The organism is bacterium (assembly GCA_021371935.1).
Classification (GTDB): domain Bacteria; phylum Armatimonadota; class UBA5829; order UBA5829; family UBA5829; genus UBA5829.
The window spans coordinates 248,104-273,319 of record JAJFVF010000019.1; the positions used below are offsets into that span (position 1 = coordinate 248,104).

Annotated in this window: 22 protein-coding genes and 1 pseudogene; 21 read left to right on the forward strand and 2 right to left on the reverse strand. The window is 50.8% G+C overall.

Annotated features, from left to right (window positions below; genetic code table 11):
* The first annotated feature begins 163 nt into the window (after positions 1 to 163).
* The 8 genes and pseudogenes from LLG46_13590 to LLG46_13625 all read left to right on the forward strand — a co-directional run bounded on the left by LLG46_13590 (position 164) and on the right by LLG46_13625 (position 9,370).
* Entirely contained in the window at positions 164 to 1,210 is a 1,047-nt protein-coding gene (locus LLG46_13590; protein MCE5324328.1) for a hypothetical protein, read from the forward strand.
* A gap of 2 nt (positions 1,211 to 1,212) precedes the next feature.
* The gene (locus tag LLG46_13595; GenBank protein MCE5324329.1) at positions 1,213 to 1,965 is read left to right on the forward strand and encodes an AAA family ATPase; all 753 of its coding nucleotides are present in this window, start codon (positions 1,213 to 1,215) and stop codon (positions 1,963 to 1,965) included.
* A gap of 67 nt (positions 1,966 to 2,032) precedes the next feature.
* On the forward strand, positions 2,033 to 3,232 hold the full coding sequence (locus LLG46_13600) for a hypothetical protein (GenBank protein ID MCE5324330.1): 1,200 nt from the start codon (positions 2,033 to 2,035) through the stop codon (positions 3,230 to 3,232).
* Positions 3,229 to 5,493 (forward strand): annotated as a pseudogene (gene cdhC / locus LLG46_13605) (CO dehydrogenase/CO-methylating acetyl-CoA synthase complex subunit beta). The gene LLG46_13600 and the pseudogene cdhC overlap by 4 nt, the downstream one beginning before the upstream one ends.
* 144 nt (positions 5,494 to 5,637) lie before the next feature.
* On the forward strand, positions 5,638 to 6,567 hold the full coding sequence (locus LLG46_13610) for an acetyl-CoA decarbonylase/synthase complex subunit delta (protein MCE5324331.1): 930 nt from the start codon (positions 5,638 to 5,640) through the stop codon (positions 6,565 to 6,567).
* 16 nt (positions 6,568 to 6,583) lie between these two features.
* Positions 6,584 to 7,774: a flavodoxin domain-containing protein gene (locus LLG46_13615; GenBank protein MCE5324332.1), complete on the forward strand. Its 1,191-nt coding sequence runs from the start codon at positions 6,584 to 6,586 to the stop codon at positions 7,772 to 7,774.
* The gene (gene xth, locus LLG46_13620; GenBank protein ID MCE5324333.1) at positions 7,767 to 8,555 is read left to right on the forward strand and encodes an exodeoxyribonuclease III; all 789 of its coding nucleotides are present in this window, start codon (positions 7,767 to 7,769) and stop codon (positions 8,553 to 8,555) included. Before LLG46_13615 ends, xth begins: the two co-directional genes overlap by 8 nt.
* Before the next feature lie 14 nt (positions 8,556 to 8,569).
* A complete protein-coding gene (locus tag LLG46_13625; GenBank protein MCE5324334.1) occupies positions 8,570 to 9,370 on the forward strand; it encodes a fumarylacetoacetate hydrolase family protein in 801 nt (266 codons plus the stop codon).
* A gap of 8 nt (positions 9,371 to 9,378) precedes the next feature.
* Here LLG46_13625 and LLG46_13630 read toward each other — a convergent pair whose 3' ends face one another.
* Positions 9,379 to 9,735 (reverse strand): DUF1622 domain-containing protein, encoded by a 357-nt coding sequence (locus LLG46_13630; GenBank protein MCE5324335.1) that lies wholly within the window; start codon positions 9,733 to 9,735, stop codon positions 9,379 to 9,381.
* A 263-nt stretch (positions 9,736 to 9,998) separates the two neighbouring features.
* Between LLG46_13630 and LLG46_13635 the strand changes: the two genes are divergently transcribed.
* From LLG46_13635 to LLG46_13695, 13 genes are all read left to right on the forward strand, one after another.
* Positions 9,999 to 11,633, forward strand: coding sequence for a right-handed parallel beta-helix repeat-containing protein (locus LLG46_13635; GenBank protein MCE5324336.1), 1,635 nt, complete (start codon positions 9,999 to 10,001; stop codon positions 11,631 to 11,633).
* A gap of 17 nt (positions 11,634 to 11,650) precedes the next feature.
* Positions 11,651 to 13,858, forward strand: coding sequence for a beta-galactosidase (locus LLG46_13640; protein ID MCE5324337.1), 2,208 nt, complete (start codon positions 11,651 to 11,653; stop codon positions 13,856 to 13,858).
* A gap of 267 nt (positions 13,859 to 14,125) precedes the next feature.
* Positions 14,126 to 14,920 carry a hypothetical protein gene (locus LLG46_13645; protein ID MCE5324338.1) on the forward strand — a complete coding sequence of 265 codons (795 nt, stop codon included), beginning with the start codon at positions 14,126 to 14,128 and terminating at the stop codon, positions 14,918 to 14,920.
* A 57-nt stretch (positions 14,921 to 14,977) separates the two neighbouring features.
* A complete protein-coding gene (locus LLG46_13650) occupies positions 14,978 to 15,367 on the forward strand; it encodes a hypothetical protein (GenBank protein ID MCE5324339.1) in 390 nt (129 codons plus the stop codon).
* On the forward strand, positions 15,367 to 16,335 hold the full coding sequence (locus LLG46_13655; protein MCE5324340.1) for a radical SAM protein: 969 nt from the start codon (positions 15,367 to 15,369) through the stop codon (positions 16,333 to 16,335). Before LLG46_13650 ends, LLG46_13655 begins: the two co-directional genes overlap by 1 nt.
* A 32-nt stretch (positions 16,336 to 16,367) precedes the next feature.
* On the forward strand, positions 16,368 to 17,357 hold the full coding sequence (locus tag LLG46_13660) for a radical SAM protein (protein MCE5324341.1): 990 nt from the start codon (positions 16,368 to 16,370) through the stop codon (positions 17,355 to 17,357).
* Positions 17,347 to 17,613 (forward strand): PqqD family protein, encoded by a 267-nt coding sequence (locus LLG46_13665; protein ID MCE5324342.1) that lies wholly within the window; start codon positions 17,347 to 17,349, stop codon positions 17,611 to 17,613. Before LLG46_13660 ends, LLG46_13665 begins: the two co-directional genes overlap by 11 nt.
* A 27-nt stretch (positions 17,614 to 17,640) precedes the next feature.
* Positions 17,641 to 17,784, forward strand: coding sequence for a hypothetical protein (locus tag LLG46_13670; protein MCE5324343.1), 144 nt, complete (start codon positions 17,641 to 17,643; stop codon positions 17,782 to 17,784).
* A gap of 342 nt (positions 17,785 to 18,126) precedes the next feature.
* Complete coding sequence (locus LLG46_13675; GenBank protein ID MCE5324344.1) at positions 18,127 to 19,104, forward strand: hypothetical protein; 978 nt, start codon at positions 18,127 to 18,129, stop codon at positions 19,102 to 19,104.
* Positions 19,097 to 20,506 carry a radical SAM protein gene (locus LLG46_13680; protein ID MCE5324345.1) on the forward strand — a complete coding sequence of 470 codons (1,410 nt, stop codon included), beginning with the start codon at positions 19,097 to 19,099 and terminating at the stop codon, positions 20,504 to 20,506. The genes LLG46_13675 and LLG46_13680 overlap by 8 nt, the downstream gene beginning before the upstream one ends.
* Positions 20,503 to 21,501, forward strand: coding sequence for a radical SAM protein (locus tag LLG46_13685; GenBank protein ID MCE5324346.1), 999 nt, complete (start codon positions 20,503 to 20,505; stop codon positions 21,499 to 21,501). The genes LLG46_13680 and LLG46_13685 overlap by 4 nt, the downstream gene beginning before the upstream one ends.
* A gap of 1 nt (position 21,502) precedes the next feature.
* The gene (locus tag LLG46_13690) at positions 21,503 to 23,284 is read left to right on the forward strand and encodes an ABC transporter ATP-binding protein/permease (GenBank protein MCE5324347.1); all 1,782 of its coding nucleotides are present in this window, start codon (positions 21,503 to 21,505) and stop codon (positions 23,282 to 23,284) included.
* Positions 23,285 to 23,286: 2 nt separating this feature from the next.
* Positions 23,287 to 24,312 carry a nucleotidyltransferase family protein gene (locus tag LLG46_13695; protein ID MCE5324348.1) on the forward strand — a complete coding sequence of 342 codons (1,026 nt, stop codon included), beginning with the start codon at positions 23,287 to 23,289 and terminating at the stop codon, positions 24,310 to 24,312.
* On the opposite strand, the gene LLG46_13700 is transcribed toward LLG46_13695, so the two are convergent.
* On the reverse strand, positions 24,299 to 25,210 hold the full coding sequence (locus LLG46_13700) for a hypothetical protein (GenBank protein MCE5324349.1): 912 nt from the start codon (positions 25,208 to 25,210) through the stop codon (positions 24,299 to 24,301). The two genes, LLG46_13695 and LLG46_13700, sit on opposite strands and share 14 nt — an antisense overlap.
* Positions 25,211 to 25,216: the final 6 nt, after the last annotated feature.

Here is a 25,216-nt window from a genome sequence, read left to right on the forward strand (position 1 = left end):
AGATTCTATGAGCTTTTTTCTTCCAATGACAGGCATGCCGGGAGGGCGAGGCTCCTGCCGAGCCTTATTTATTCCCACTAAACTGAACAGTTCAGATATTGTAATTTGGTGCTCAATATTGTAATCTAGTGCTGTCCGACCAAACTCAGGAGAATCAGCCAAAGTGAGCTTCTTACCCAGATGCATGGCCACGGCGATAGGCAGCATGCCGCATGCCGACGCCAAAGCTGCTATAGATATCGTTCTTGATAGTATCCCAGATGCGCCTATATGGCCTCAGCTTCCCGCAAACGGCATGAACGAGCAGATGGAGGTCCAATACTCCGAGGGTCTGCCGGATGTGGTGATCGATAATGAAAAACAGCGGATTTATTTCGATACAACTGACGATACATTCGCTGCTCTGGGCGCGTTTATGGAGAAAATCGCAATGGATGAAGTTGACGCCTTCGCCATAAGCCCAGACTACTCCAGGGGAATATACGCTATGGAGGTGGCGCTTAAAAACTGCGGTTCGACGCGGCCGTTTGTTAAGGTGCAGACTACCGGGCCGCTGAGTTTTGGCCTTACTGTTGTTGACCAAGACAAGCGCGCAATATATTACAACGACATCTACAAGGACGCTATTATAAAGGCTCTGACGATGAAGTGTCGATGGCAGATTCGCAAATTCAAGCCGTATGCCGAAAAAGTGATATGCTTTATCGATGAGCCGATACTCTCGGCGTTCGGATCGTCGACATATGTCAGCGTGAGCCGGGATGATGTGATCTCAGCTTTGAACGAGATGATAGAGGCTGTTCACTCCGAAGGTGCGCTTGCGGGCATTCACTGCTGCGGCAACACTGAATGGTCGATACTCATCGATGCAGGGGTCGATATCATCAGCTTCGACGCATTCGATTTTGGCGATACTATTGCTCTCTACCCGGATGCCGTCAAAAAATATCTGGAAGACGGCAAGTATTTGGCATGGGGGATCGTGCCTACAAACAGTGAGAAAGTGCGGTCTCAGTCGGTCGAGAGCCTTGTCGCGAAGTTCGACTCGGTGGTAGATAACCTTGCCTCAAAAAGTGGGTTGAGCCGCGAATATATCATCGAGCGGGCATTTATTACTCCCTCATGCGGGACTGGTTCGCTGCCGGTTGACGATGCGGAGATGGTATTCAGACTTCTAAGCGAAACAAGCAAAGCACTGCAAGGCAGGTAGTTATGGGTTATACGATAGCGGTTACAGGCAAAGGTGGCGTGGGCAAGACCACAATCTCCACACTGATTCTCCAATGGCTGGTGGCGCACAAAGAGACGCCCGTGTTGGCGGTGGATGCCGACTCAAACGCCAACCTCAACGAGGCTTTGGGAATCACGTACGAGGCGTCTGTCGGCGGGATACGCGAAGAGGCAAGATCAACTGCAACCAAGTTGGCCGGGATCGCCAAGCAGGAGTTTCTGGATATGCAGGTGCAGTCGGCTCTGGTCGAGCAGGAAGGTTACGACCTGATCGTGATGGGTAGACCTGAAGGTCCGGGCTGCTACTGCTTCGCCAACAACGTGCTGCGCGATGTGATCCAACGACTTTCGTCGAACTACAAGCATATTTTGGTGGACAGCGAGGCGGGCTGCGAGCATATCTCGCGTCGGACTCTGCTCAAGATAGACTTTTTGCTTATTGTGTCCGACTGCAGTGTGCGCGGTATACGCACTGCAAAGCGCATTGCCGACCTGACGCAGGAGATGGGCACGCCGGTCGCAAATCGTGGATTGATTGTCAATCGAGTGCCTGACGGTGTATTACCGGAAAGAGTAAAGGCCGAAGTAGATGCTGCGGGTCTGCTGCTGCTTGAGGTCATAAAAATGGATGATAACGTGGCCGCGCTGGATGCGGACGGATTGGCGGTCGGCGATATACCGGCTGATTCGGCGTGCAGGATGAGTGTAGACAAAATGATGAGCCATTTGATTTAGTATTTTATATTTTGGATTGATTATTGCTCTCTGTACCGACACCTAACAACCAATTTTGGAGACTCCGATGGCTGTTGATATAACTGAATTTACGCGCACATGCACAATGGGCACTGCTTCCATTTCCGATTTCGCCAAAACGAAAATTGCAGCCCTCAAGCTCGCATCGCAGAAGCGCAGTGGGATAGTGGACGCAAAAAGTCTGCGCAAGGCTGCATCACTCTTCGACATCGATACCGATGGCAGGGGCGATTATGAGATAGCATCCGACCTGGCTGATTTTTTTATGAGTCAATTCTCTTGGTCGGACCAGCCGAGCGCTGCATTGAACCTGGCTCCGGTAAAACTCAGGCAGCACTGGAAGAATATCGGTGTCGAGCCGAGTGGAATCGATTCGGTAGTGATTGAAGCTCTGGCTGGTGCTGGTGACATGACTAAGACGTGTATGAAATGCGGCATAGCTGACGGCTGGATAGGCTCACTTGTCGCCACTATCACGTCGGACATACTTGATGGTTCGCCGGAGCCGTTTGTGGCTCATGCCGATCCTGATAAGCATGTCGAGTGTAAAAACTTCAATGATTCCATTAAAAGTGACACTGGTGTCGAGCTGATCGCAGGGTTCTCGAATGAGTCGATTGCGCATATGCTCGGTGGGCGGTTCAGAGCAGGGTTCCAAGTCTTCTCGGATGCGATAACTGACGGCAGAATCCGCGGGATCGTATGCCTGTTCGGCTGCAGTCAAAGTGATACCGGTTTGGCCGATATAGCGGGTGAGCTTATAAAGAAAAATGTCCTCGTGCTCAATATTGGGTGCTGTGCGGTCGAGTTGGCAAAGGCCGGACTGCTTCTGCCTGAAGCGGCTGAACGTGCCGGTGAGACACTTGCTGAGATGTGCGAGATGATAGGGATGCCGCTTGTTCTGCAGATGGGATCGTGTTATGAAGGCGCTCGTGTGCTCTTATTGGCAAATGAACTACTCGCGTTGGGTGGACTCGGCGAGGACTTCTCTGATATGCCGCTAGCCGCATATTGTGGTCAAATTGATGGAAGAGGTGCTGCAATTGCGAGCTGCTTTGCAGCAAGTGGTCTATTCACGGTGATAGGCAAATCCGGGTTTTCCACTTTCCACTTTCCGCTTTCCACTGTTGACGATCCTGTCGACGCGATAATCACGCACATCGAGTCCAAGCGTGATGATCTGAAGATCAATGCTCAGCGCGAACGCAAATTACTGGATATGAAGGAGCGCAGGGAACTGGTATGAGCAAAATTATATCCTCCATAGCCATATCCGGCGCACAAAAAGTGGTTGGGGCAGTCGATTCGGCTGTGCGGCAGGTGATTGCCGACAAGGGCAGCGACTGCCCGGTGGGCTTTCCAGATACTGCCTATTATCTGCCGGTGATATACTCGCTGCTGGGTCATAAGGTCGAGACACTCGGGGACATGCTGCCGGTGCTGGATGAGTGCAAGGCTCTGCTGGCTCCTCCGCCGTCTGAGAACGCATGGCTGCCGTATTTCGGCAGTACTCTGGACGCGGGTATGGCGACACTTTTTGCTGCCGAGATGCTTGAAGCGTGCAAATATCTGATCGGTCCGAACCCTGTGGATGGAATATGGCTGGGCGCTGCAAGCGATGTGATTATACGCGAGCGAGGGATCGAGTTTGTGGACGGTTCCGCTCCGGGATTTGCCGCTATTGTGGGTGCGGCTCCTGATGTCGAAACTGCGGTCAGGATCGCACGTGAGCTTCAAGAGAAGAACATCTACGTCTTCATGGCCGGTGAGACTGACGGCATATCCTTTGCTGAGCAGCTCGTCGAAGGCGGAGTGGAAGTCGGATGGGACACTCGTCTTGTTCCATTCGGCAAGGATGTCTCGGCTGCGATATACGCGCTGGGCTTTGCGAACCGCGCGGCACTGTCATTCGGCGGTGTCCAGCCAGGCGATTATGCTCGCAATCTCAAATATAACAAAGACCGCATCTTCGCATTCGTGATGGCTCTGGGCGCTGTGGATGAGATCAAATGCGCTGCCGCAGCCGGTGCGCTCAGTTACGGCTTCCCGATTATTGCCGACACTGCCATTCCGCAGATATTGCCCAGCGGCGTATGTACATATGAGCACATCATCTCGGATGTGCCGCTGGATCAGATAGTCGAAAAAGCTCTTGAAGTGCGCGGGTGCAAAATCAAGATCACAAAAGTCCCGATTCCGGTTACCTATGGCGCGGCATTCGAGGGCGAGAGGATCAGGAAAGAACAGACCCACGTCGAGTTCGGCGGCAACCGCACGCCCGCATTCGAGTATGTGACCACAAAAGATCTCGATGAGGTCCAGGACGGCAGGATTGAAGTTGTCGGGCCGGATGTGAATGATGTCGAGCCGGGCACCGCTCTGCCGCTGGGTATATGGGTGGAAGTGGCAGGCCGTAAGATGCAGTCCGACTTCGAGTCGATCCTTGAGCGCCAGATTCATCACCTGATCAACGGCGCCGAGGGTATCTGGCACATGGGTCAGCGCGACATCATATGGGTAAGGATCAGCAAAAACGCCCAGGCCAAGGGCTTTACTATCGCTCACCTGGGAGAAATTCTGCATGCCAAGCTCCTGAATGAATATCCGGCGATTGTGGATAAGGTGCAGGTGACGCTCTTCACCAAGAAGGACGAGGTCGAAAAACGCCTGACTGAGGCGCGAAGGGTCTATCGTGAGCGCAATTTGCGTGTGGAGTCGCTTACTGACGAGACTGTGGACACGTTCTATTCATGCCTGCTGTGCCAGAGTTTTGCGCCCAATCATGTCTGTGTCATAACTCCTGAGAGGCTGGGGCTGTGTGGTGCATATAACTGGCTGGACGGCAAGGCAGCCTATGAGATCGACCCGACAGGTCCGAACCAGCCGCTGGTGAAGGGCGAATGTCTGGACCCGGTTCGCGGGCAGTGGAAGAATATCAACGACTACGTATATCAAAACTCCAAGCAGACTATCAAAGCGTTCAACGCATACTCGATGCTCAAAGACCCGATGACGAGCTGCGGTTGCTTCGAGGCGATAGTCGCGATGCTGCCGGAGTGCAACGGAGTCGCGATAGTGAGCCGCGAGTATCCGGGCAATACGCCAATGGGCATGAAGTTCTCCACTCTTGCGGGTATGATCGGCGGAGGCATTCAAACACCGGGCTTTATAGGTGTAGGCAAAGCCTACATCTCAAGCCGGAAGTTTATTGCATCCGAGGGTGGGCACAAACGCATCGTCTGGATGCCTAAAGAACTCAAAGATTCCCTGCGCGAAGAGCTGCTTCATATCGGCGAACAGGTTGGCATACCCGGCTTTATTGATATGATCGCTGATGAAACAATCGCGATGGACGATGCCTCGATCCGTGCTCATATGGAGAAGGTGAGCCATCCTGCGCTGGATATGTGGGATATTACCCAGTCATCACCGGAGGCCGAGGCATGGGATGCAAAGAAAGCTGCCGCTCCGGTGGCAGAGCCGGTGCATATCGAGACTGTCAAACCGGCTGAACCCGTGAAAACTGCCAAACCTGTAGTCAAGCCTGTAGAGGCAGTGGCTGCTGCGCCTGTGGTTTCACCGGACAGGCAATATACGTCGGCTGAGATTGTCATGCCCGGCAGGTTCAGTGTGCCCGGCGAGACGGCCAACATGCAGGTTCGCACAGTTACACTCGGCGGCGGCGGGACACGGACATCGGCTGTGACCATTGGAGGAGCGTCCACGCTGCCGTTCAGGCATTTCGAGGGCGACACGGGCTGCAGGCAGATAGTCGCGATGGAGGTCTTCGATCAGGTCTCGCCAAAGCTGCCTGAGAGCATACTCGAAGCATACGGCAATCTGCTTGAAAATCCTGCCGGTATGGCTAAATACTGCGTTGAGGAGCTTGGTGCGGAGGCGATCAGCGTCAGACTCGACGGGACCCATCCCGATAATGGCGACAAATCACCAGAAGAAGCGGCAAAAGTAGTCGAGAGCGTGCTCAAGGCTGTAGGAGTGCCGATTATAGTGACTGGTCCGGGCAATTATGATAAAATGAACGAGGTAATCAAGCAGATAGCCAGTGAGTTTACCGGCGAAAACCTGCTCCTGAACTGGGCGGAGACGGATAATTACAAGACACTCGCCGCCGCCGCGATGGGATATGGGCACTCTGTGGTCGCTCAGACGCCGATAGATGTCAATATGGCCAAGCAGCTCAATATTCTGATGACCAATATGGGGATCGCACCGGAGAAGATAGTGATCGATGCTCTTACCGGCGCTATAGGCTATGGCCTTGAATATACATATTCTGTGATGGAGCGAATACGCACCGCGGCGTTTACTGGTGACGCTATGCTAGCTATGCCGATGCTGGGCACTCCGGGCTGCGAGGTCGCAAAGACAAAGGAGAGCAAGGCTCCTCAAGATGCATTTCCACTTTGGGGATCGGCTGAGAAGCGCGGAGCTTTACTTGAGATAGCGACGGCCATGAGCCTGCTGAATGCGGGTGCGGATTTGCTGATTATGTATCATCCTCTTGCCGCTAAGACAGTCAAGCAGAAGATTGCAGAGATGGGGGAAATAGGTAACAGGTAATAGGTGTGTGAGACAGATGGAACCGATAGAGATAAAGAAAAACATTTACTGGGTGGGAGCGCTGGACTGGGATGTGCGCGATTTCCACGGCTATTCCACTCCCCAGGGAACGACATATAATGCATATCTGGTCATAGACGACAAGGTTACGCTCTTCGATACTGTGAAAAAAGGCCATGGCTGCGCGCTTATCTCCAACATAAAGCGCATTATCGACCCCGCAAAAATTGACTATATAGTAGTAAACCATGTCGAGCCGGATCACAGCGGGTCTATGCCCGAGGTGATGGAAATAGTCAGGCCGGAGAAAGTGTTCTGTTCGTCAAACGGCAAAAAGTCGCTGCTTGCGCATTATCATCGTGATGACTGGCCGTATGAAGTGGTCACCGACGGCCAGACTCTGAGCCTGGGTTCAAAGACAGTGCGTTTTCTCGAGACCCGAATGCTCCACTGGCCGGACAGCATGTTTTCATATATCGAGCAGGACAAGTTGCTGATATCGCAGGATGCGTTCGGCGAACACTGGGCGACCACTGAGCGATTCGATGATGAGGTTGACCAGTCTAAACTGATGCACGAGGCTGCCAAGTATTACGCCAATATCCTGCTGCCTTATTCGCCGCTCGTGCAAAAGCTGTTGGCACGTGTGAGTGAGATGAACCTTGAGATAGAGATGATCGCACCGGACCATGGTGTGATCTGGCGGAGCAATCCCGGTTCCATCATCGAAGCATGGGGCAAATGGAGCAGGCAGGAGACAACAGCCAAGGCCCTGGTCGTCTATGATACCATGTGGCACAGCACAGAGCATATGGCCAACGCCATTGCCGAGGGTCTTGACGCCGAGGGCATAAGCGTCAAAGTCATGAATATGCAGTTCAACCACCGCAGCGATGTCGCGACCGAGATGCTGGACGCCAAAGCGATCATATTCGGCTCAGCGACCATCAACAACGGCATGCTCCCGCGAATGGCCGATGTCGTAAGCTATGTGAAGGGTCTGCGCCCGGCGAACAAGATAGGCGCTGCGTTCGGGTCATACGGATGGGGCGGCGAGGCGGTCAAGCTGCTCAATGCTGCTATGGAAGAGATGAAGTTCGATATCATCGATCCGGGCGTGCGTGTGAACTATGTTCCCACCGAATCCGACTTAGCAGGTTGTGTTGAGTTGGGGCGAAAAGTCGCCAAGGCGATAAAAGGTGAGTAAAAGATTGAGGGTAGCCAGTTTCAATGCGAACTCGATCAGGAACCGTCTGCAGGTAATCCTCGACTGGATGGGCGCGAATGAGGCCGATGTCGTCTGCGTGCAGGAGACAAAAGTCCGCGATGAAGAGTTCCCTCTCGATGCAATAACCAATGCGGGCTATCACACGGCTTTCAAGGGTCAAAAGGCCTTCAATGGCGTAGCAATTATAAGCCGGCATCCGCTGGAGGATATAGTTATCGGTACCGGCAGAACCGACTGGGATGAGGAAGCTCGCATTATACGCGCCGGTGTGAATGGCATCACTATAGTCAACACATATATTCCACAGGGGACGGCCATTGATTCGCCCAAATTCGACTATAAGCTCGCATGGATACAGAATATGCGAAGCTACTTCGATGTTTCATTTACTCCCGATGATTCGATTGTGTGGGTGGGAGATTTCAATGTCGCACGCGAGCCAATAGATGTGTATGACCCCGAGGGGCTGATGGGCAGTGTGTGTTATAACCCTAAGGAGCATGCGGCGCTCGATTTTGCGAAGGAGTGGGGGTTCGTCGACGTCTTCCGCAAGCATCATCTGGGTGAGTCGAACCAGTTTACATTCTGGGACTATCGTGTGCCCAACGCGCTTAAGCGCAGGATGGGATGGCGGCTTGACCATATATGGGCAACCGAGACGCTGGCCGCAAAGTCGACAGGCTGCTGGATCGACGCTGAGCCTAGGATGCTTGAAAAGCCGTCCGATCACACATTCATCGCCGCTGATTTTGAAATATAGTGTATTAGGAGAGCATGTTGAAGTTTGTTCGTTTTAAGAGTGCGAGATACCCACAGGGCACATATGGAGTGTTTGCTGATGATGGGCAAATAGAAGTGATAAAGGGCAGCCTGTTCGATACTGTCGCAAAAACAGGCGATTCGATAGATGAGTCTGAGATAACGACTTATCTGCCGCCTGTTGACCCGCCTAATGTGCTGGCGATAGGCCTCAACTATGCCGAGCACTCGAAAGAAACAAATGATATTCTTCCGACTGCTCCGCTGCTCTTTATGAAGGCGAGCACGGCGGTTATCGCTCATGGTCAGAATATAGTGCTCCCTCATACAGCGCCGGATCATGTGGATTATGAAGCCGAGCTGTGCGTCATAATAGGCAAAAGCGCCCGAAATGTCTCCGAGTCGGATGCGCTCGATTACGTTTTCGGCTATACATGTGCCAATGATGTTTCAGCGAGAGATGCGCAGAAAGCAGACGGTCAGTGGGTCCGTGCAAAGAGTTTCGATACGTTCGCGCCCATGGGACCATATGTGGTGACGTATCTTGACCCGACCAACTTGCGGGTTATCTCACGCTTGAATGGTAAGGTTATGCAGGACGGCAACACTAATGATATGATCTTTCCGGTAGCCAGTGTGGTCAGCTATTTGAGCAGGTGTATGACACTCCTGCCCGGTACTGCCATACTTACCGGTACACCGTCTGGTGTGGGTTTTGCGCGCACTCCGCCGGTCTACATGAGACCCGGAGATGTTTCCGAGATAGAGATCGAGGAAATAGGCGTTCTGAGAAACACCGTCGTCTCGGAAAACTGATGGTTGGCTCAGTCGTGATCGGCGGAGTCCTGCCGTGTCGCCTGCCATGGCCATCTGCCTTCGAGTTCAAACTGCAATGCGGTGCTCAAAAATGTCCGGATGAGGACTATCAACCCCAGCACCACCACATTCTCCAGTGTGGGCGCAACCACTACCGTGCGAATTATGTCTCCAGCTATTAGAAATTCAAGTCCCAGGAGTATGGCGCGACCAAGGTTCAGCCTATAGAGTTGGTATGATGCGGCAGGCTCCCGCCGGAATAGGAAACGGCCTGTAGCGTATACGGCTCCGATCACGATTACCACGACTCCCATCGCGTCTATCACTGTGCCGATATCTCCCATAAGCTGACGATAGTCGTTCATTTGTGATGCCTCGGAATTGCTTATACCCATTGGTGGCGGTTGGTGGGGCGGCAAAAATTTAAGCTGGCAAGAACGTCTTAGTTATTGACAAGCAAGCGTATTGGGGCTAGACTACAATGACCTTTATACCTGGATTACGCGCTTCACGCATAATTCGGGTCTCCGAGAGCATTATTCACGTTTCTCGTGAATAATGCGGTACAGCTGTCATGGCTTCGCATTTATGCCCAATAACAATCTCAAATTACAGGAGTTGGTGAGAAATGTGTGATAGGATGACTGCAATATACATCTTCGCTGTGTTATGTCTCTCTTGTATTGCCGGACCTGCTTCGTCCAGCATATGGTATGTGAAATGGAATTCCACAGGTAATGAGTCGGGTTATACCTGGGCAAACTCTTTTCATGCCATATCAGACGCGATCGATGCTGCCATCCCAGGTGATGAAATATGGGTTGCAGGCGATATCACTCATCCTTACAAGGAATGTATCATACTTCCATCGGGTGTTGCGTTATATGGCGGATTTGCCGGCAGCGAGAGCGCAAAAAATCAAAGAAACTGGCTTGCCAACAATACAATCATTGACGGTAATCAGGCGGGCACAGTCATAACTATACCTGATTCTGCGATCTCTACCACACGTATAGATGGGTTTACAATACAAAACGGGAAATATTCAACCTCCGATACAGGCAGCGGGATACATTGCCTTTATGCTGGGTCGCCTGTTATAGCCCACAACACAATTACCGGTAACAATGCCAGTAATGGCGGCGGAATTTATTGCTCAGGTGCTTCTCCGACGATAATTAACAACTTGATAGTAGGCAATGAGGCGGGCGATGGCGGCGGTATATACTGCACAAGTTATTCATCACCTATCATTGCAAACAACACTATTTTGTCGAACACATCATTGTGTTTGGGTGGTGCAATATATAGCTTTGCTTCTTCGCCGTCTATATCCAACAATATAGTGGTATTCAACAGTTCGGGAATTTATCGATACGGCGGATTACCTGTCTTGCGGAACAACGATTTTTATCAGAATATTTATACCGATTATGATGGCATATCTGCCGGAGATGGCGATATTTCGGTAGATCCGCAGTTCGCTGATTATTGCTATCACATCAAATCGACCTCACCTTGTGTCGATGCAGGCATAATAGTGGATGGTGTATCTGATGACATAGATGGACAGGGGCGCTATTCAGGCACATCGTTTGATATTGGCGCGGATGAATATTCGGCTCCTATCGAAGTTAAGAAAGCGAGAGACGGCAATAGCGTTGTGCTGAATAACGTGGTTATCACTGCATCATTTGACGACTGTTGTTATGTTGAGACCACCGATCGCACGATGGGAATCAGGGTGGAAAATTCTGCTTCTAGCTATAGAATTTTACCGAATACGCTGGTTAATGTGATTGGGCAGTGCAACACAAATGAGAACGGAGAGCGCTACATTGCAGCAGCCATAATCAACCAGACTAAGTTTAGTTATCAGTTGAAACCGTTGGGCTTAAGCAACAGCAGCATTGGTAATGGATCACTCGGATATCAGAGAGGCGTTTATGGCTGGATTATCAGACTGGATGCGGAAAAGAAACCTTATCGTGTATGGGGGCCTGTATCCGGCCTGAATAACATCGGCCTCCTGATTAAAACATGGGGTAAGGTGACAGATAAGGAGCAAGACACAGCTACATGGTTCACGATTGATGACGGCAGCGACCTTGATATCAAGTGTACCTGCTCCAGTGGCGTGAGCGTGAATGTTGGAGATTCGGTGTTCGTCACTGGCGTTGTGTCGTGTGAAAAAGTCGGAGGTGAATTGCGTCCTGTAATTAGGATGCGAGGGTCCTCTGATCTTGCTTGGGGCGATAAATGAGTGTGAGGAGTAGAAAAATGCATAGAACGTTACTTATTATTGCTTGTGTTTTTTGCATGGTTTGTGTGGCTTCTGTAGCTATTGCAGATACAAGAACTGATCTGCAAGTCATCAAGTTATCCCTGCCTACTATTAAGACGAAGCTGGACAGGATCAAAGCCAGTGGGCAGGATATCTCATATCCGATGGTGAGTTATACAGTGCTTGAGAATTTTGTGGATTATGCGCTGACGGATGTAGATACTAATGCCACGCTGGCGGCGACTGAACTGTCTGAACTACAGACGATTAAAAGCGACCTTGATCAGCAGATTGCCCAGGCTTTAGCGGGCAGCCTGGTTTTTCCCATACTCCCCAGGTGGACAGGAGACACAAGACCTGTAATAAGCGGCGGTTCATTTATGGCTCCAACCATTACTTTCGGCAGCGATTGTCGCGAAATACGCCCGGTCTTCTTTACCGGATTTGGTCACTTTGGGCAGGTTAGAGCGGATATGGAAAAGTGGCCGAATTATGGGATCAATATGGTCCAGTTTGAAATTGGACCATGGAGCCTATATGGTGATGGAACAGAGATAAACCCACCTGACCTGACGCCTGTCCAAAGCATTAAGGCAGACCTGGACAGAGCACAGAAGGCCGGTGTAGCAGTGAATCTTCTTATAAGCCCGCATTATTTTCCTGCTTGGATGAAAGCTAAATATCCAGAACTTGTGAAGTCTCGCAGCGGGTTTATAGCGTTCTGTATCCATGCGCCTTCCGGTCAGGAATTTCTGAAGGAGTATATCACGGAATTGATAACTCCGATCAAAAATCATCCTGCCCTTCACAGCATTTGTTTGACGAACGAGCCGGTGAATATCGAGGAGCCCTGCGAATATGCGACTGCTGCGTTCCATACATGGCTGTGGAAGCGCCATGTGAGCGTAGACCTCCTTAACAGACGTTGGGGGACGAACTATGCCAGTTTTGATGACATTACAATTCCAATTTCGGGTTTGAGTGCAGTTACCACACCTATGGGACGTTGGGCTGATTATGTGCGGTGGAACCAGGAATACTTCGCTGGCTGGCATAAGATACTTGCCGATGCCGTTCATGCCGTAGCTCCCAATCTGCCAGTTCACGCAAAGGTTCAGGATTGGACTTTTGGCAACAAAAGCCAGATGATCTGTGGCAACGATCCATATTTATATGCAGGCATATCCCAGATCAACGGCAATGATGGTTCCAATTACTACGTCGATCCATCTCCCTACTTTAACGAATGGCTGGGCTGTTACATGTATGCCGATCTCCAGCGGTCTATGAAAGATGCTCCGGTCTTTAATTCTGAAAACCATATGGTTGGGGATTACAGTCTCGAAACTGTGTTGTGGAGGCATATGCGTACTGCTCTTTGGCAGGAGGCAATCCATGGGCAGAGCGCAACAACTCTTTGGGTTTGGGAGCGTTCCGGCACTCCCGACAGCCAGATATATGGCCATTATATGTACCGGCCTTTATGCACAAAAGCAGTTGGTATTGTAAACTGTGATCTGAACCGTGCCGCGAAAGAGGTTACCGCTTTGCAGAGTCTTCCCGAGCAGGTCGACCTCCTTTATTCCACAAGTTCGCTGATTTGGGATACCGGCAACGAATATGACTACCTTACGATGCGGGCATATAATGCTTTGGTTTTCAGCAAGGTGAGAACAGGCTTTATATCTGAAAGGCAGTTGGAAGACGGGATTCTGCCGAAGGCACCGGTGCTCGTGGTCCCGAATGCCAAACACCTGTCAAACGCAGCGTTTGCGACACTCAAAAATTACACAGGACGCATAATATATCTGGTCAATTCATCTCTTCTGGCTTATGACGAGTATGACAAACCCAGATCTGAAACATTGAACGCTACTGTCCTTTCCTTCACTTCAGCGTCTGCTGCAAATATAACGGCACTATACAAGGTCCTGTCACCTCAACTCATTTCCTGGGGGATAAAACCCAAGATTACAATGACGGATACGGCAGGCAATCAGTTAATGGCGGTTGAGTATCTGGAAGCCAGTACCGCTGACGGCATAATCGTGGATATGTGCAACTACTATGATGGGTCTGTCAATGTGAGATTGTCCAGAGATGGTGAGCCTGTTACTGCCGTTGATGTTCTTACCGGCGAAACCGTGACTGGAATTATTACGCTCGAAACGCTTGAGTTCCGGTTGCTGAAGATTGCCAACTGATGAAGTATATGATGGCTTCTAGAAACCCATAAGAGCATTTTCATGCTGCCGTATTGTCAGGACTGATGATAGATGTGTGGGAATATGAGTCTTGCGGCAAGCTTTGTTTACTCAAGAATAATTAAACTGTCCCTATCGTCTGAAAGTTGACAGTAAGTATGGCAGCATGATATGTTATTTCTGGGTGGTTTTTATCGAGGGTTGCTGGTGGGAATGTGTAAATCAAGTGCCTTTTGGTCATGCAATTGTCTTCGGTTTGTTGTAATTTTGGCTTTAGCAGTCGTTCTGTTGGTGGCATCTCCACATGGTGTACTGTCCACAGGTAAACACAAGCAGGAGAAGAAAGAAAAAATTGCGAGAAAAGTCTATATAACGAACGATCCTGTCTCTGCAGGTGTGTTCAATGAGCTGACTAAGGCAGTTATATCGTCGACTAAAAACCTGGAGGATTTGAGTTTTCAAGTCAAGATAGTGAAATCAAATCCGAAAGTGCTTCAAAAGCTCAAGAATGATTTTATGCCGTTGAAAGGGATGCGAAGGGCGTCAGTCTGGTATAAACCCCCCAAGATCAAAGTTGAAGTCAAAGTCGGGTCCATGACACTGACCGAAAAATCCGATGGCATAAAAAGAAGTCTTTCTGTTCGGCCTCTGCGATACAAAAAAAATGAATCGTCGGACGAGAGAGAGTCTGCCAGCCTACTGGATGCATATTTTGGACTGTTGACAGAGAATATCTGGCAAAATTATGTCGTCAAATCGGCATCCAGGGCGCAAGATGGCCGTTCGGAGAATTGCACAGTGTGTTTTTCGCTTGGAAACAAAACCAGCGGCAGTCATAACTGCGTCATAGACATGTCGGATATGAAGCTGCTCAAGATAAACCAGTATGATTCATCCGGTGTGTTGCAGGCTAAGTATGTGTATTCCGATCACAAACGATATTGCGACGGATTTTGGGTTCCAAGACACATAGATATATATAATGCAAAATCGGAACTGGCTGCAAGTGTTGAATATGTAGACATAAAAGTGAATGCCGGCATACGGGATTCAATTTTCTAAAAACAGCCGATGGGTTTGGAACCACTTGATTCAAATATAGAAGAGACCTTGAAACGAATGGTCGTGCATGAGGGGGCTAGGGGAGTTCTCCAGAGACTGGGCTGCCGAGTGGGGCTTGTGCTATTTGCGGCTGCACGCCTGGTTATTCCCGCTTTTCGCAAACAACCATGTTATTGGCGAGTCTGCCTGATATGGTGCACCCTCAACGAGGAACAAAGAACAGCTGTGCGGATCAATATATCTCTGGACGTAAGCAATATGCACTGCGTCTGCGGGCATATATGGCTGACAAAAGATGGAGAAGCAATAGGCGAGAAGAGGGATGCTTCGAGAAGGCCGTTGAAACTGGTGGGGTCGTGCGGTCGTGTCGATTATTGGATCGATACGCCTGCTTGCAGCATCGATTACCGGCTGACCGATTTGTCTGAAGGCAGGTTCTTACATTAATGGCAAACATATTTCTAACCCCCCATTGCGGTCGGAATTGCGCTTTCTGCTTTGCGAAAGAAGGCCCATGGTCGGATGAATATCAGGCGCGTGAACTGAGCCTGGATGAAGTCGAATGCATTCTGGAGACGGGCGACAGGTCTGTATGCACTGAATGCGGCTTCATAGGCGGAGAACCACTGACCTACAAAAACCTCTCCAAGGTCATCAGAATGTGTCTTGACAGAGGGATTCGTGCAAAGGTGTTCACCAGCGGCAGTTGCGTATGTCCCGAGGGTATGGACGAATTCGTCGGTGTCGAAAACCTGAGCTTCATTGTAAACGTCAGCCCACCTCACACATATGAAGAGACTCGAATGAAGAACCTTGATGCTTTTTTCAAAACATTTGGAGGAGCATGCACACTGTCATATACTCTTTCGCCGTCACAGCCCGATGGACGATATTTGGTGGACTATATTCTCAAATATGGACTATCCAAGCATATCCGGGTGGGCATCGCGGTCCCTATGATAGGCGGGGGAAATGAGCACGTTGCGCCAACCAAATTCAGGGAAGCTGCGCTGGCATTTATCGATCTTGCACGATATGCCGCAAGGTTCAATATATCTTTGGGCACGGACTGCGGGTTCGTGGCGTGTATGTTTACGGAGCGCGAGATCGGTGAACTGCAGTGGCTGGGAGCAAAACTCATATTCACATGCGGTCCTGTGATGGATATCGGTCCCGATTATGAAGTGTGGCACTGTTTCCCGCTGGCCAGGATAATGCGGGTCAAAATGGAAGACAACAAGATGCCGATTGGTGCTTTCAAAGACGCGGCACAGACCTTGAGGGAGCATTTCAGAGCAGGTGTCTTCGAGAGATGCTCAATATGCGACTTTCGCAGGAAAGGCATATGCATGGGAGGGTGTTTGGGCCACATCATCCCGAGCGTCAATGAAGGAATCTCTGCTTTGTCCGGTTAGGCTGAAAGAGAATTATTCGGGGGAGAGACTAGATGCCGAATTTGATCCTGACTACAAAATGCAATCTGGACTGCTCATATTGCTTTGGACGCGATGTGATGCAAAAGGGCGGCAACAAGATCGCCGACATGTCGATGGAAATCTTCCATGAGCTGAAAGCATGGATAATCCGGGAACGTCAGAAGATCACAAGCGTACATCTGATGGGCGGTGAGCCGACACTAAACCATAATCTCGTCGAAATGGCATGCTCTCTCCTTGATGAAGGCCTTGCTGTCTCAATCTTCTCTAACTGCTCAACGAGCGAAAGCCCCGTCTGCGCGCAGTGGCTCAAAGATAAAAATGTGACCTGGGTGGTGAATGTGAACCCACCCGAGTCAAGAACCGCCCAACAGGACAGCTTCCTGAGAGAATCACTCGAGACTCTGGGAGAGGCAGTGGTCATCACACTCAACATTCTCCCTCAGCAGATGGATTATGAATGGACGCTCGACCTGATTGCCCAGTATGGCCTGGCGAGGAAAATAAAGATCGGGTTTGTCCTGCCGACGCTCAGTAAGACGAATGAATATCTTTCGGATGAGGACTATCCGGTTGTCGCCGAACGTGTTGTCGAGTTCGCACGGCTTTGCAACAGGTTTGACGTGAAACTGGAGTATGAATGTGGAGTGCCCTGGTGTTCATTTACCACCGAGCAGCTCGGGGCGCTGTGGGCGTGCAATTCCTCATTCTTTTCGTCATGTGATTCCCGGCTGGATATATTGCCCGACGGTCGTGTGATATACTGTCTGCCTCTGGCGGAGCTTTGCTCTGTGGCTTACAGTAATTTCTACTCATATAGAGAGGCAAAAAAATGGTTCGAGGGCAGCCTGTCTCCATACAGGCCGTTGGGCTCAAAAACTGAATGCCCGAGCTGCCGTTTGATGATTCAAGGACCATGCAGAGGCGGATGCCTAGCTCGCACGTTGTCGGGTGCGAAAAATATTGAAATAGGAGGCAGAACTATAAGCAATGTCTCATGAAGTTGCTCCAAATGCTACTTGGAAAGAACTGGACGGTTCCATCGTTGTTGTTAATACTGTTTCAGGAGCGTATTACTGCCTGAACGAAAGTGCCGCGGTGATCTGGCAGGATGTGGCCGCGGGCAAAGACAATAATTCCATTATCGAGCATTTGTCGGGGGTCTATGAAGTCGATCCGACAATGGTTGCAGCCGATCTGCAAAAATCAATCGACTATTGGATACAGGAAAACCTGATTGTCGCAAAAGATGCTTAAACCACTCTAGAGAAAAGGAGGAAAGGGATGGAGATTAACGAGGAAAGCAAGACTGTAAAAAAGAAGTATGTCAGCCCTGAAACAGTCAAGCATGAGCCGCTTGACATTGTTCGCGGTTCCGGCAGCTATTCGAGCCTGTACTACACATATTATTACTACTATTATTACTAGCCCGTATTATGGAAACAGTTCAGTTTTACGGGAGCGAATATGGCTCGGTGGGAACCTCGCCCTCCCGGCAAGCTCAATATTGGGAGGGTGAAGCTCCTGCTGAGCCTAAAATTCCAGGGTAACTGAGCTTTCTCGTATTATGCGCTTTCCGCATAATACAGGTCTCCGAGAGCATTATTCACGTTCCTTGTGAATAATGCGGGCTAGAGGGCAGAATGGCAGTGAGTATGTCCGCCATATGGCGGGCGGCTTGACAGTCGTTTGGTGATCGTGTGCAAACACGATCACCATATTTGCTGGTACGTCAAAAGCGTATCCTACCACTTATTTTGTTGACAGACAATGGTATACAATACTGCTGACCATACAATTGTGATGTGCCTTGCCGGCGGCAGGTTTCGGATCAGGACTTCATGTGCGCAGACCATGCAAACTCTCGAGAATATGTTCAGCTATCACAGCACTGATGATATCGCGGAGGCGGGTTTCGAGCATGAGGTATGCATACGTCATCGTCGTGTCGATCAGGACATAATCGATCTGCTGGATAACGCGAATGATCCATGGCTTGGACGGACGGCCATAGACATACCGGTTATGGCTGTAAGGGACTCCGATAAGGGCATTGCACTAAAAATTGGTGATGAAGCGTATTCATATACCGATATCGGACGGCACAAGACTGTATGCTATCTGAAGCCTGAGTGCAGCGGTGATGCATCGATATGCCCACAGCCGTGGGTCTATCTGCTGCCGATCTTGCAGGCTCTGCTGGCATTATACGGCATTTATGTCATACACTCCGCTGCGGTGACATATGAAGACAAGGCTCTGCTGCTGCTCGGCGAGTCAGGCGCTGGAAAGACGACCATGTGCCTGGCTCTGGCGCGCGCAGGAATGGCTTATATGGGCGATGACCTCGTGGGGCTGCAGCGGCACGAAAATACGATTTATGCGCATGCCATCCTGCTCAGACCCAAGCTGGTTATAGATGAAAGCGGCGAAAAGTGCACGGTCGATGCGGTCGCCGATGAGAGACTTGCCTGCATGCGATTCGCTCCGGTGGGAGCGCTGGTCCATCTGCAGCGAAGTGTGCCGGAGTTGAAGCAGACCGCGAGAATGCAGAGACCGCAAATGATGTCGCAGCTTTTGTCTATGGGCAATTCACCTGTGATGACGAATGATATGAAGCAGTGGTTCGATACTGTTTTTGAACTGTCGCAGCAGGTGCCGGGATGGATATGGTCGCCTCCATTTCCTGATGCGGATAATATCGATGCAGTTTTCGGACACATGCGGAGGATGATGAATATTGCGTGAACCCGGCCTGGCAGGGATATCGACACTTCTTGCGTCGAGAGATTGCGTCTTTCATAATGTCGGCATACAACAAGTTCTGGAGAACTTGCCATATTCTATCGCGCCGGCTATCGAATACCTCGCTCAGGCAGAAGCTGATATGGCATATAGGCTCATAGACAGCATAAATAAATTCTGCCCGTATTTGCAGCGGCCATATTCGACCCAACAGGACATTTCCGGCAGGACATTTCCCATTTTCGATGATCTGCGCAGTGAAATGGAACTGTTTCTTGCGGCTGTGCAAAATAAAATTTCTTATTGCAGCGCACATGAGCGGCATGTGTTGACCAAAAGGCTTGCCCGTTTCCTGGGGGTCAGGCAGGAGGTGCGTGAAATTGTCCGTGCTGCTGTGGGAGATGACGCCGCGGACGAGTTTGATGCAGCAGTGGCCTCAGAAGAGTCCAAAGCCATGGACCGGCAGTTGATGCTTTTCCTGTCATACAGGTGCAATCTGGATTGCCCGTATTGCTTTGCAAAGGGCAATCAGGGCGATATGCCGCTTGACATGGCTGTTGAACTTATTGATTGGGCAAAAGAAAACGGCGCAACTGTCATAACTTTTCTGGGCGGCGAACCCACAATATATCCCCACTTCATTGATGTTTTACATGAGCTAAAATGCAGGGGGCTATACACATTCTTTGCGACAAACCTGCTGGCTGAACCGGATGTGATCCATGCACTGGAAAAAGATTTCGTGCGCTCGCTGGTGGTTCATGTCGCCCACAAAAATGTATACAAACCGGGACAGTGGGATATGTTGAATCGCAATCTCGCGGATGTGCTATCCAAGGGTTTGGCGGTTTCGCTGCGCGCGAATGCGTATGCCCATGGGCACGACTGGTCGCACTTATTTGAGCTTACTGATAAATTCGGCGTAAAGGAAGTGCAGTATGCGCTTACGTTTCCCGGAGGAGACGGCTCCAATGCGTTCGTAAAGAGGGATGACCTGGCCGCGATGATACCCGAAGTGATGGAGATGCAGCGGCTTTGTGATGAAAAAGGGCTGCACCTGATAATAACAAAACCTCTGCCGCCATGCCTCTTCCCGCTACACATGCAAACGAGAATTGCCAGGCTTCACGAATATCAGATCTCATGTACGGCGCCATGCGACGGGTATTCCCACAACCTTTGCGTGCTGCCGGACGGTGGTTTTGTGCCATGTATGGCTATGCTGGATGTAAAATATCCAGCGACTGAGCCACATGATTACGACCGGATTGCGGATTTCTGCAAATCTCAACTGCAGCCTTGGCTGGATAAGCCGCTGTTTGAGGATTGCGTGGGCTGCTTCCTTTTTGCAAGAAAAATCTGTCAGGGCAGCTGCATCGGGCATAAGCGGGAATTGGGTCTATGAGCTTATCCAATGTCGACTGGCGGCAGGTGCTTGGTCTGAGGGTCTCGCTGCCGAAGAAAATAGATATCGAGCCGACGAACACATGCAACCTTGCATGTCCGTTGTGCCCACAGTCTTCATCGCACACGCGAAAACGGGGTTTCATGACCTTGGAGACCTTTGGAAATGCGATTTCGAGCTTTGACGGACGGGTATCCGAGGTGTCTCTATATCTTCATGGAGAGCCGTTCCTGAACCCGGACCTGCCCAAATTTGTGAAGGCGCTCTCTGAAGCCGGCATACAAACCACTATAGCCACGAACGGCCTGGCGATAACCGATGAATGCTGGCGGGGCGTGCTCGATGAAGGAGTCAATGCCGTACGGTTTTCGATGGACCTGATAAGCCGGCAGGGGTTTCTGGCATATAAGGGTCTGGACTCATATGATGAAGCGCGCAGCAGGCTCGACGAACTGATCGAGATCAAACTGGGTCAGAAGTCTGATGCTCACCTGGGGATTCGCACCATATACAGTGGGCAGTCGCGTGAGGAACTGCTATCGTTCCTGGAATACTACTTCAAGAAGCCCGGAATAGACGATATCTGGTTTACGCGCCCATGCCCATGGCCTGGATCAAAAGACCCGGAGATGCTGGCGGGACGCCTGATGAAAGACAGGAAACAACCGTGCTCCATCGCCCGCGAGTCGATCAGTATCTGTTGGGACGGCAGCGTGGTGCCCTGCAGCTTCGATCATAATGCGGAGTATGTGTTGGGAAATGTCAATGATGCGCCGCTTGACGAGATCGTCAACTCGGAGGCTGCGCGCAGCTTCAGAAAACTGCATGCAAATGGCAGACGTGATAAAATACAGCCATGTGCAGACTGTATGCTCCCAAGATTTTTCTTTCGGGAGATATCGCTGAACGGAGCGCTTTTCAACAAGGCAAATACTGCGCAGATGGATAATCTGTTTGGCCGTATAGAGGCGTTGATGCCCAAACTGGAGATTTGATATGGCAGGCACTCGAATTCCAATCGGCATACCCGGAAGACCGATAGAAGACGACCGGTCGAAGTCGCCTTCGATAGAGACCCGCGACCTGCTCAGATGGGCATGGAAACACTCGCGCTCGGAAGTGCCGCTGATTGTCCTCGGCATGATATTGGCGCTTATCATATCGTCTCTGTCGGGGTTGGTGCTGATTAAAGCACGCGAGTTTATCGAAGTTGTCAGTTCGGGAGTGGGACCCAGACACGGCCTGAACCTGGCTGTCATTCTGAGTGTTATATTTCTTGGGCGCTCGCTGCTGGGTATGGTGGCCACGATGCTGGGTTCCTTTGCATCGGCGAATATCCGTAAAAACCTGGAATGGGCATGTCTCGACCACCTTTCGTTTCTTCCATATGAGAGAATGGCTTCCAAGTCCGGCGGGCTGGTTAGCGCTGCGCTTTTCAATGAAATCCCTATGATGGCGGATATCCCGGTAATGATTACCCGCTCGTTTGCCAGAGCGCCGTTCACCATACTGATACTGTGCATCATACTCTACAAGAACCTGCCTCTGATGGGAATATTGGTCCTGCTGGCTACGCCTCTTGTTTTTATCGGGATGTCGACCCTGGCAAAAGCAGCGAAAAATGCAAGCGCACGGGCTCACGATGCGATTTCGCTTCTATATGCGAGAATGAGCGAATATCTCGGAGGTATGCGGACGATTCGCACACTTGGTCTGATGGACTGGTATACACGAAAGCTGAAGGCGCTGTCAGTCGAGATTGCGCAAAAGATGAAAAGGACCATCTTCGTTACCTCGCTGCAGGGAGCCGTCCAAGAGGGCATTTCGCTGATACTGTTGATGTTTGCTCTATGGTGGTGCGCGGTGTGTGTCAACATGGGCCTGATCTCACTAAGCAAAGCTCTGCTTATTCCTGTGGCGCTGATTATGATAAAGGATGAAGCCCTCGCGATATCTGGAGGCATTATCGGGCTGCGCAGGATCGAAGGTGCTGCCGCGCGTATACAAAACCTCCTTTCAGAACGGCAGTCTGGAAATGGACAATTGAACCCGAAAGAACCGGTCGAAGAAGTGAGGCTGTGTAATATCACGTTTGGATATGAGGGCTGCGGGCTGATCCTTGAAGATGTGAACCTGGAACTGAGCTCAGGCGGTATCACCGTGCTGCTTGGTGAAAGTGGTGCGGGCAAATCGACTCTGTGCGACATTGTGCTCGGGCTGCGGCAGGCGAAAAGCGGTGAGGTCAGATTTAATGGACACCTGCTTCGGGAATTGTCTGAGGAATATGTGATGAGCCAGATCGCTCTCGTGGATCAACTGCCGTACCTCTTCGAGGGTACAGTGCGCGAAAACCTGCTTTTCGGAGATATGACTGCCACGGACAGCCGGGTCTGGGAAATGCTGGAAGCTGTGAGTTCCGCGAATTTCGTCTCTGAAATGGATGGAAAGCTGGATGCACATATTACCCCGATGGGGTCGAACCTGTCGATGGGGCAGAGACAGAGACTGGTGCTGGCGAGGTCACTGCTGCGCCAGCCGCATCTGCTTGTGCTCGACGAGTTTACCAGTGCTCTCGACCCGGCAAACGAGGATTCGATCATGGATACCATATCGAGTCTGAGCAAAGATATTATTGTGCTTTGCACTACGCATCGAATGTCTGTGGCACGCAGAGCTGCGCATGTATATTGTCTGAGGGAAGGGCAAATTTCAGCGGTACCATCAGATGATTTTGCGCTGTGGGCATATGGCCGGACAGGCCGCGCAGGGGAGCGTTGAGAGTGGCTGAGGGCGCTTTGATACATGAGGGGCTGAAGGCGTTTGTCGATGGACGTCGAGGACTCATCCCGGGCGATGGGGTTGACTGGCGAATATTACTTGATAAAGCATCGGCTATGCGCATCGGTCCGGTCCTGCTCGAAGTGTTCGATAATTCCATGCTGCCGCAGGAGGCACTGGATCGATGGAAGAATGAGCGGCAGATCACTTTTGTCCGTTATGCCAGGGCTGCTCAGGCCGCTGCACGGCTGTCCGGCATTCTTGATGAATCAGGCATTGCGCATGTGTTCACGAGGGGGCTGGTCACCGCTCATACGCTTTATCACAACCCCGCATTGCGTATCATGACGGATGTCGACATGCTCATATCCAGACAGGATGTCGACGGTTTTCAAGAGTGCCTGACAAGACACGATATTCACCCCGAAAAGCTGCTGCGCAGTCAGATAGTGTACTCTATCGACGGTATGGTCTTTGAGGTGCACTGGTCACTGACCAGCATCAAACGGTTCAAATCGGTTGGGCTGACAGACGCTTTTATGAATGTGCGCATGCCTATGGATACGGAATACGGCCGAATCCGGCGACTGCCGAACGGAGCAGAGCTGAGCATTGCGCTGGCGCACAGTTTTCTGCATCATGACATGGAAGAACCGCGTCAGCTTCTCGATATTGCCCTGCTCATGTCCTCTGAAGAAACCGACTGGCGATGGCTTGGCGAATGGAGCCGGAAAGTAGGTTTTGCGCGTGCAACAGGATTTATTCTTCAGTTTGTGAATAAAAGCTTTGGCCTTGAGCTGGATGATACTCTGCGGCGTGAGTTTTCCGAATCGACCGTGCCTGCCGAAAGAGTGTTCCAGGCCTATTACTGTGCACTTTTTGAGGAAGAATATCTGAGCCATTATCTGATAAAACAAGCCAATTTGGTCACCATGTCTGAGACGATGGGGGACAAAATGCGTCAGATAATCAGAAACTTTTCATCGGACCGCATCAGGCTGCTGGGCAAATTTGTCAGGAAATCGTAGACTCATCCACACGGTGGCCGGGCGCGCGAATCGAATGCTTGCCGCTGAGCAGGATCGTCTCCATGTCGGCTATTTTGTTAATTTCGTCCGCATACTTGTGCTCAAGCACCGGCTCGAGATATGTCCGACCAAGTTCTTCTTCCATACCACAGCACACCCTGCTGAAAACGCATTTGCCGCACGATTCACCAATTGCCGGAACGACCTGCCTGTCATATATCTCCTGGCAGTGATACTCCAGCCCTCCGACCACGCAAAAAGGAAATCCGCTCAATACAGGCCATATCCCGGCGTCTAAAAGCTTGGGTATACAAGCCCCTATAGCGGATATGGAATCGCGATAGTCAGCATTGCCCGCATATTTATATACAACTCGATCCGGCCTGTATTTGATTATCTCCTTTGTGATTGCGCTGACATGCTCTATATTGCCGCCAAAGACCGGCACGCTCAGAAACAAAAACAGTTCATTGATCTGGAAACCGCGTGGTCTGACCTGCTTTATCGACCGAATCGCGCGGCAGGCATCACTATATGCGCCGCTTCTTCCGGCAATATCGTCGTGTGTTTTGGCGTCCGGGCCCAAAATATCGATCTCATATAGAAGTATGCCGGCATGCACAAGCTCCATCAGACGGTCGTTCTGGAGAAGAGGCGTGCCGGTCGTCTTCAGCTTGACTCTGCGAAGTCCCCATATGGAGGCCGTCTTCAACGCCTTGATGACGTGGGGTGAGCCTGCCGCGTCACCCTCGCCGAAATACAGGTTGCATGGTGGACGGGTATCGTTAATTTCGGAGACGATTGACGTCAGGTCGATATATTTGCCCCCACGCTGAGAGCAAAATTCGCAGTTGTTGGGACAGACTGCCCCTGTGTGGATGAAGTCGTATTTGTTCATAGGTTC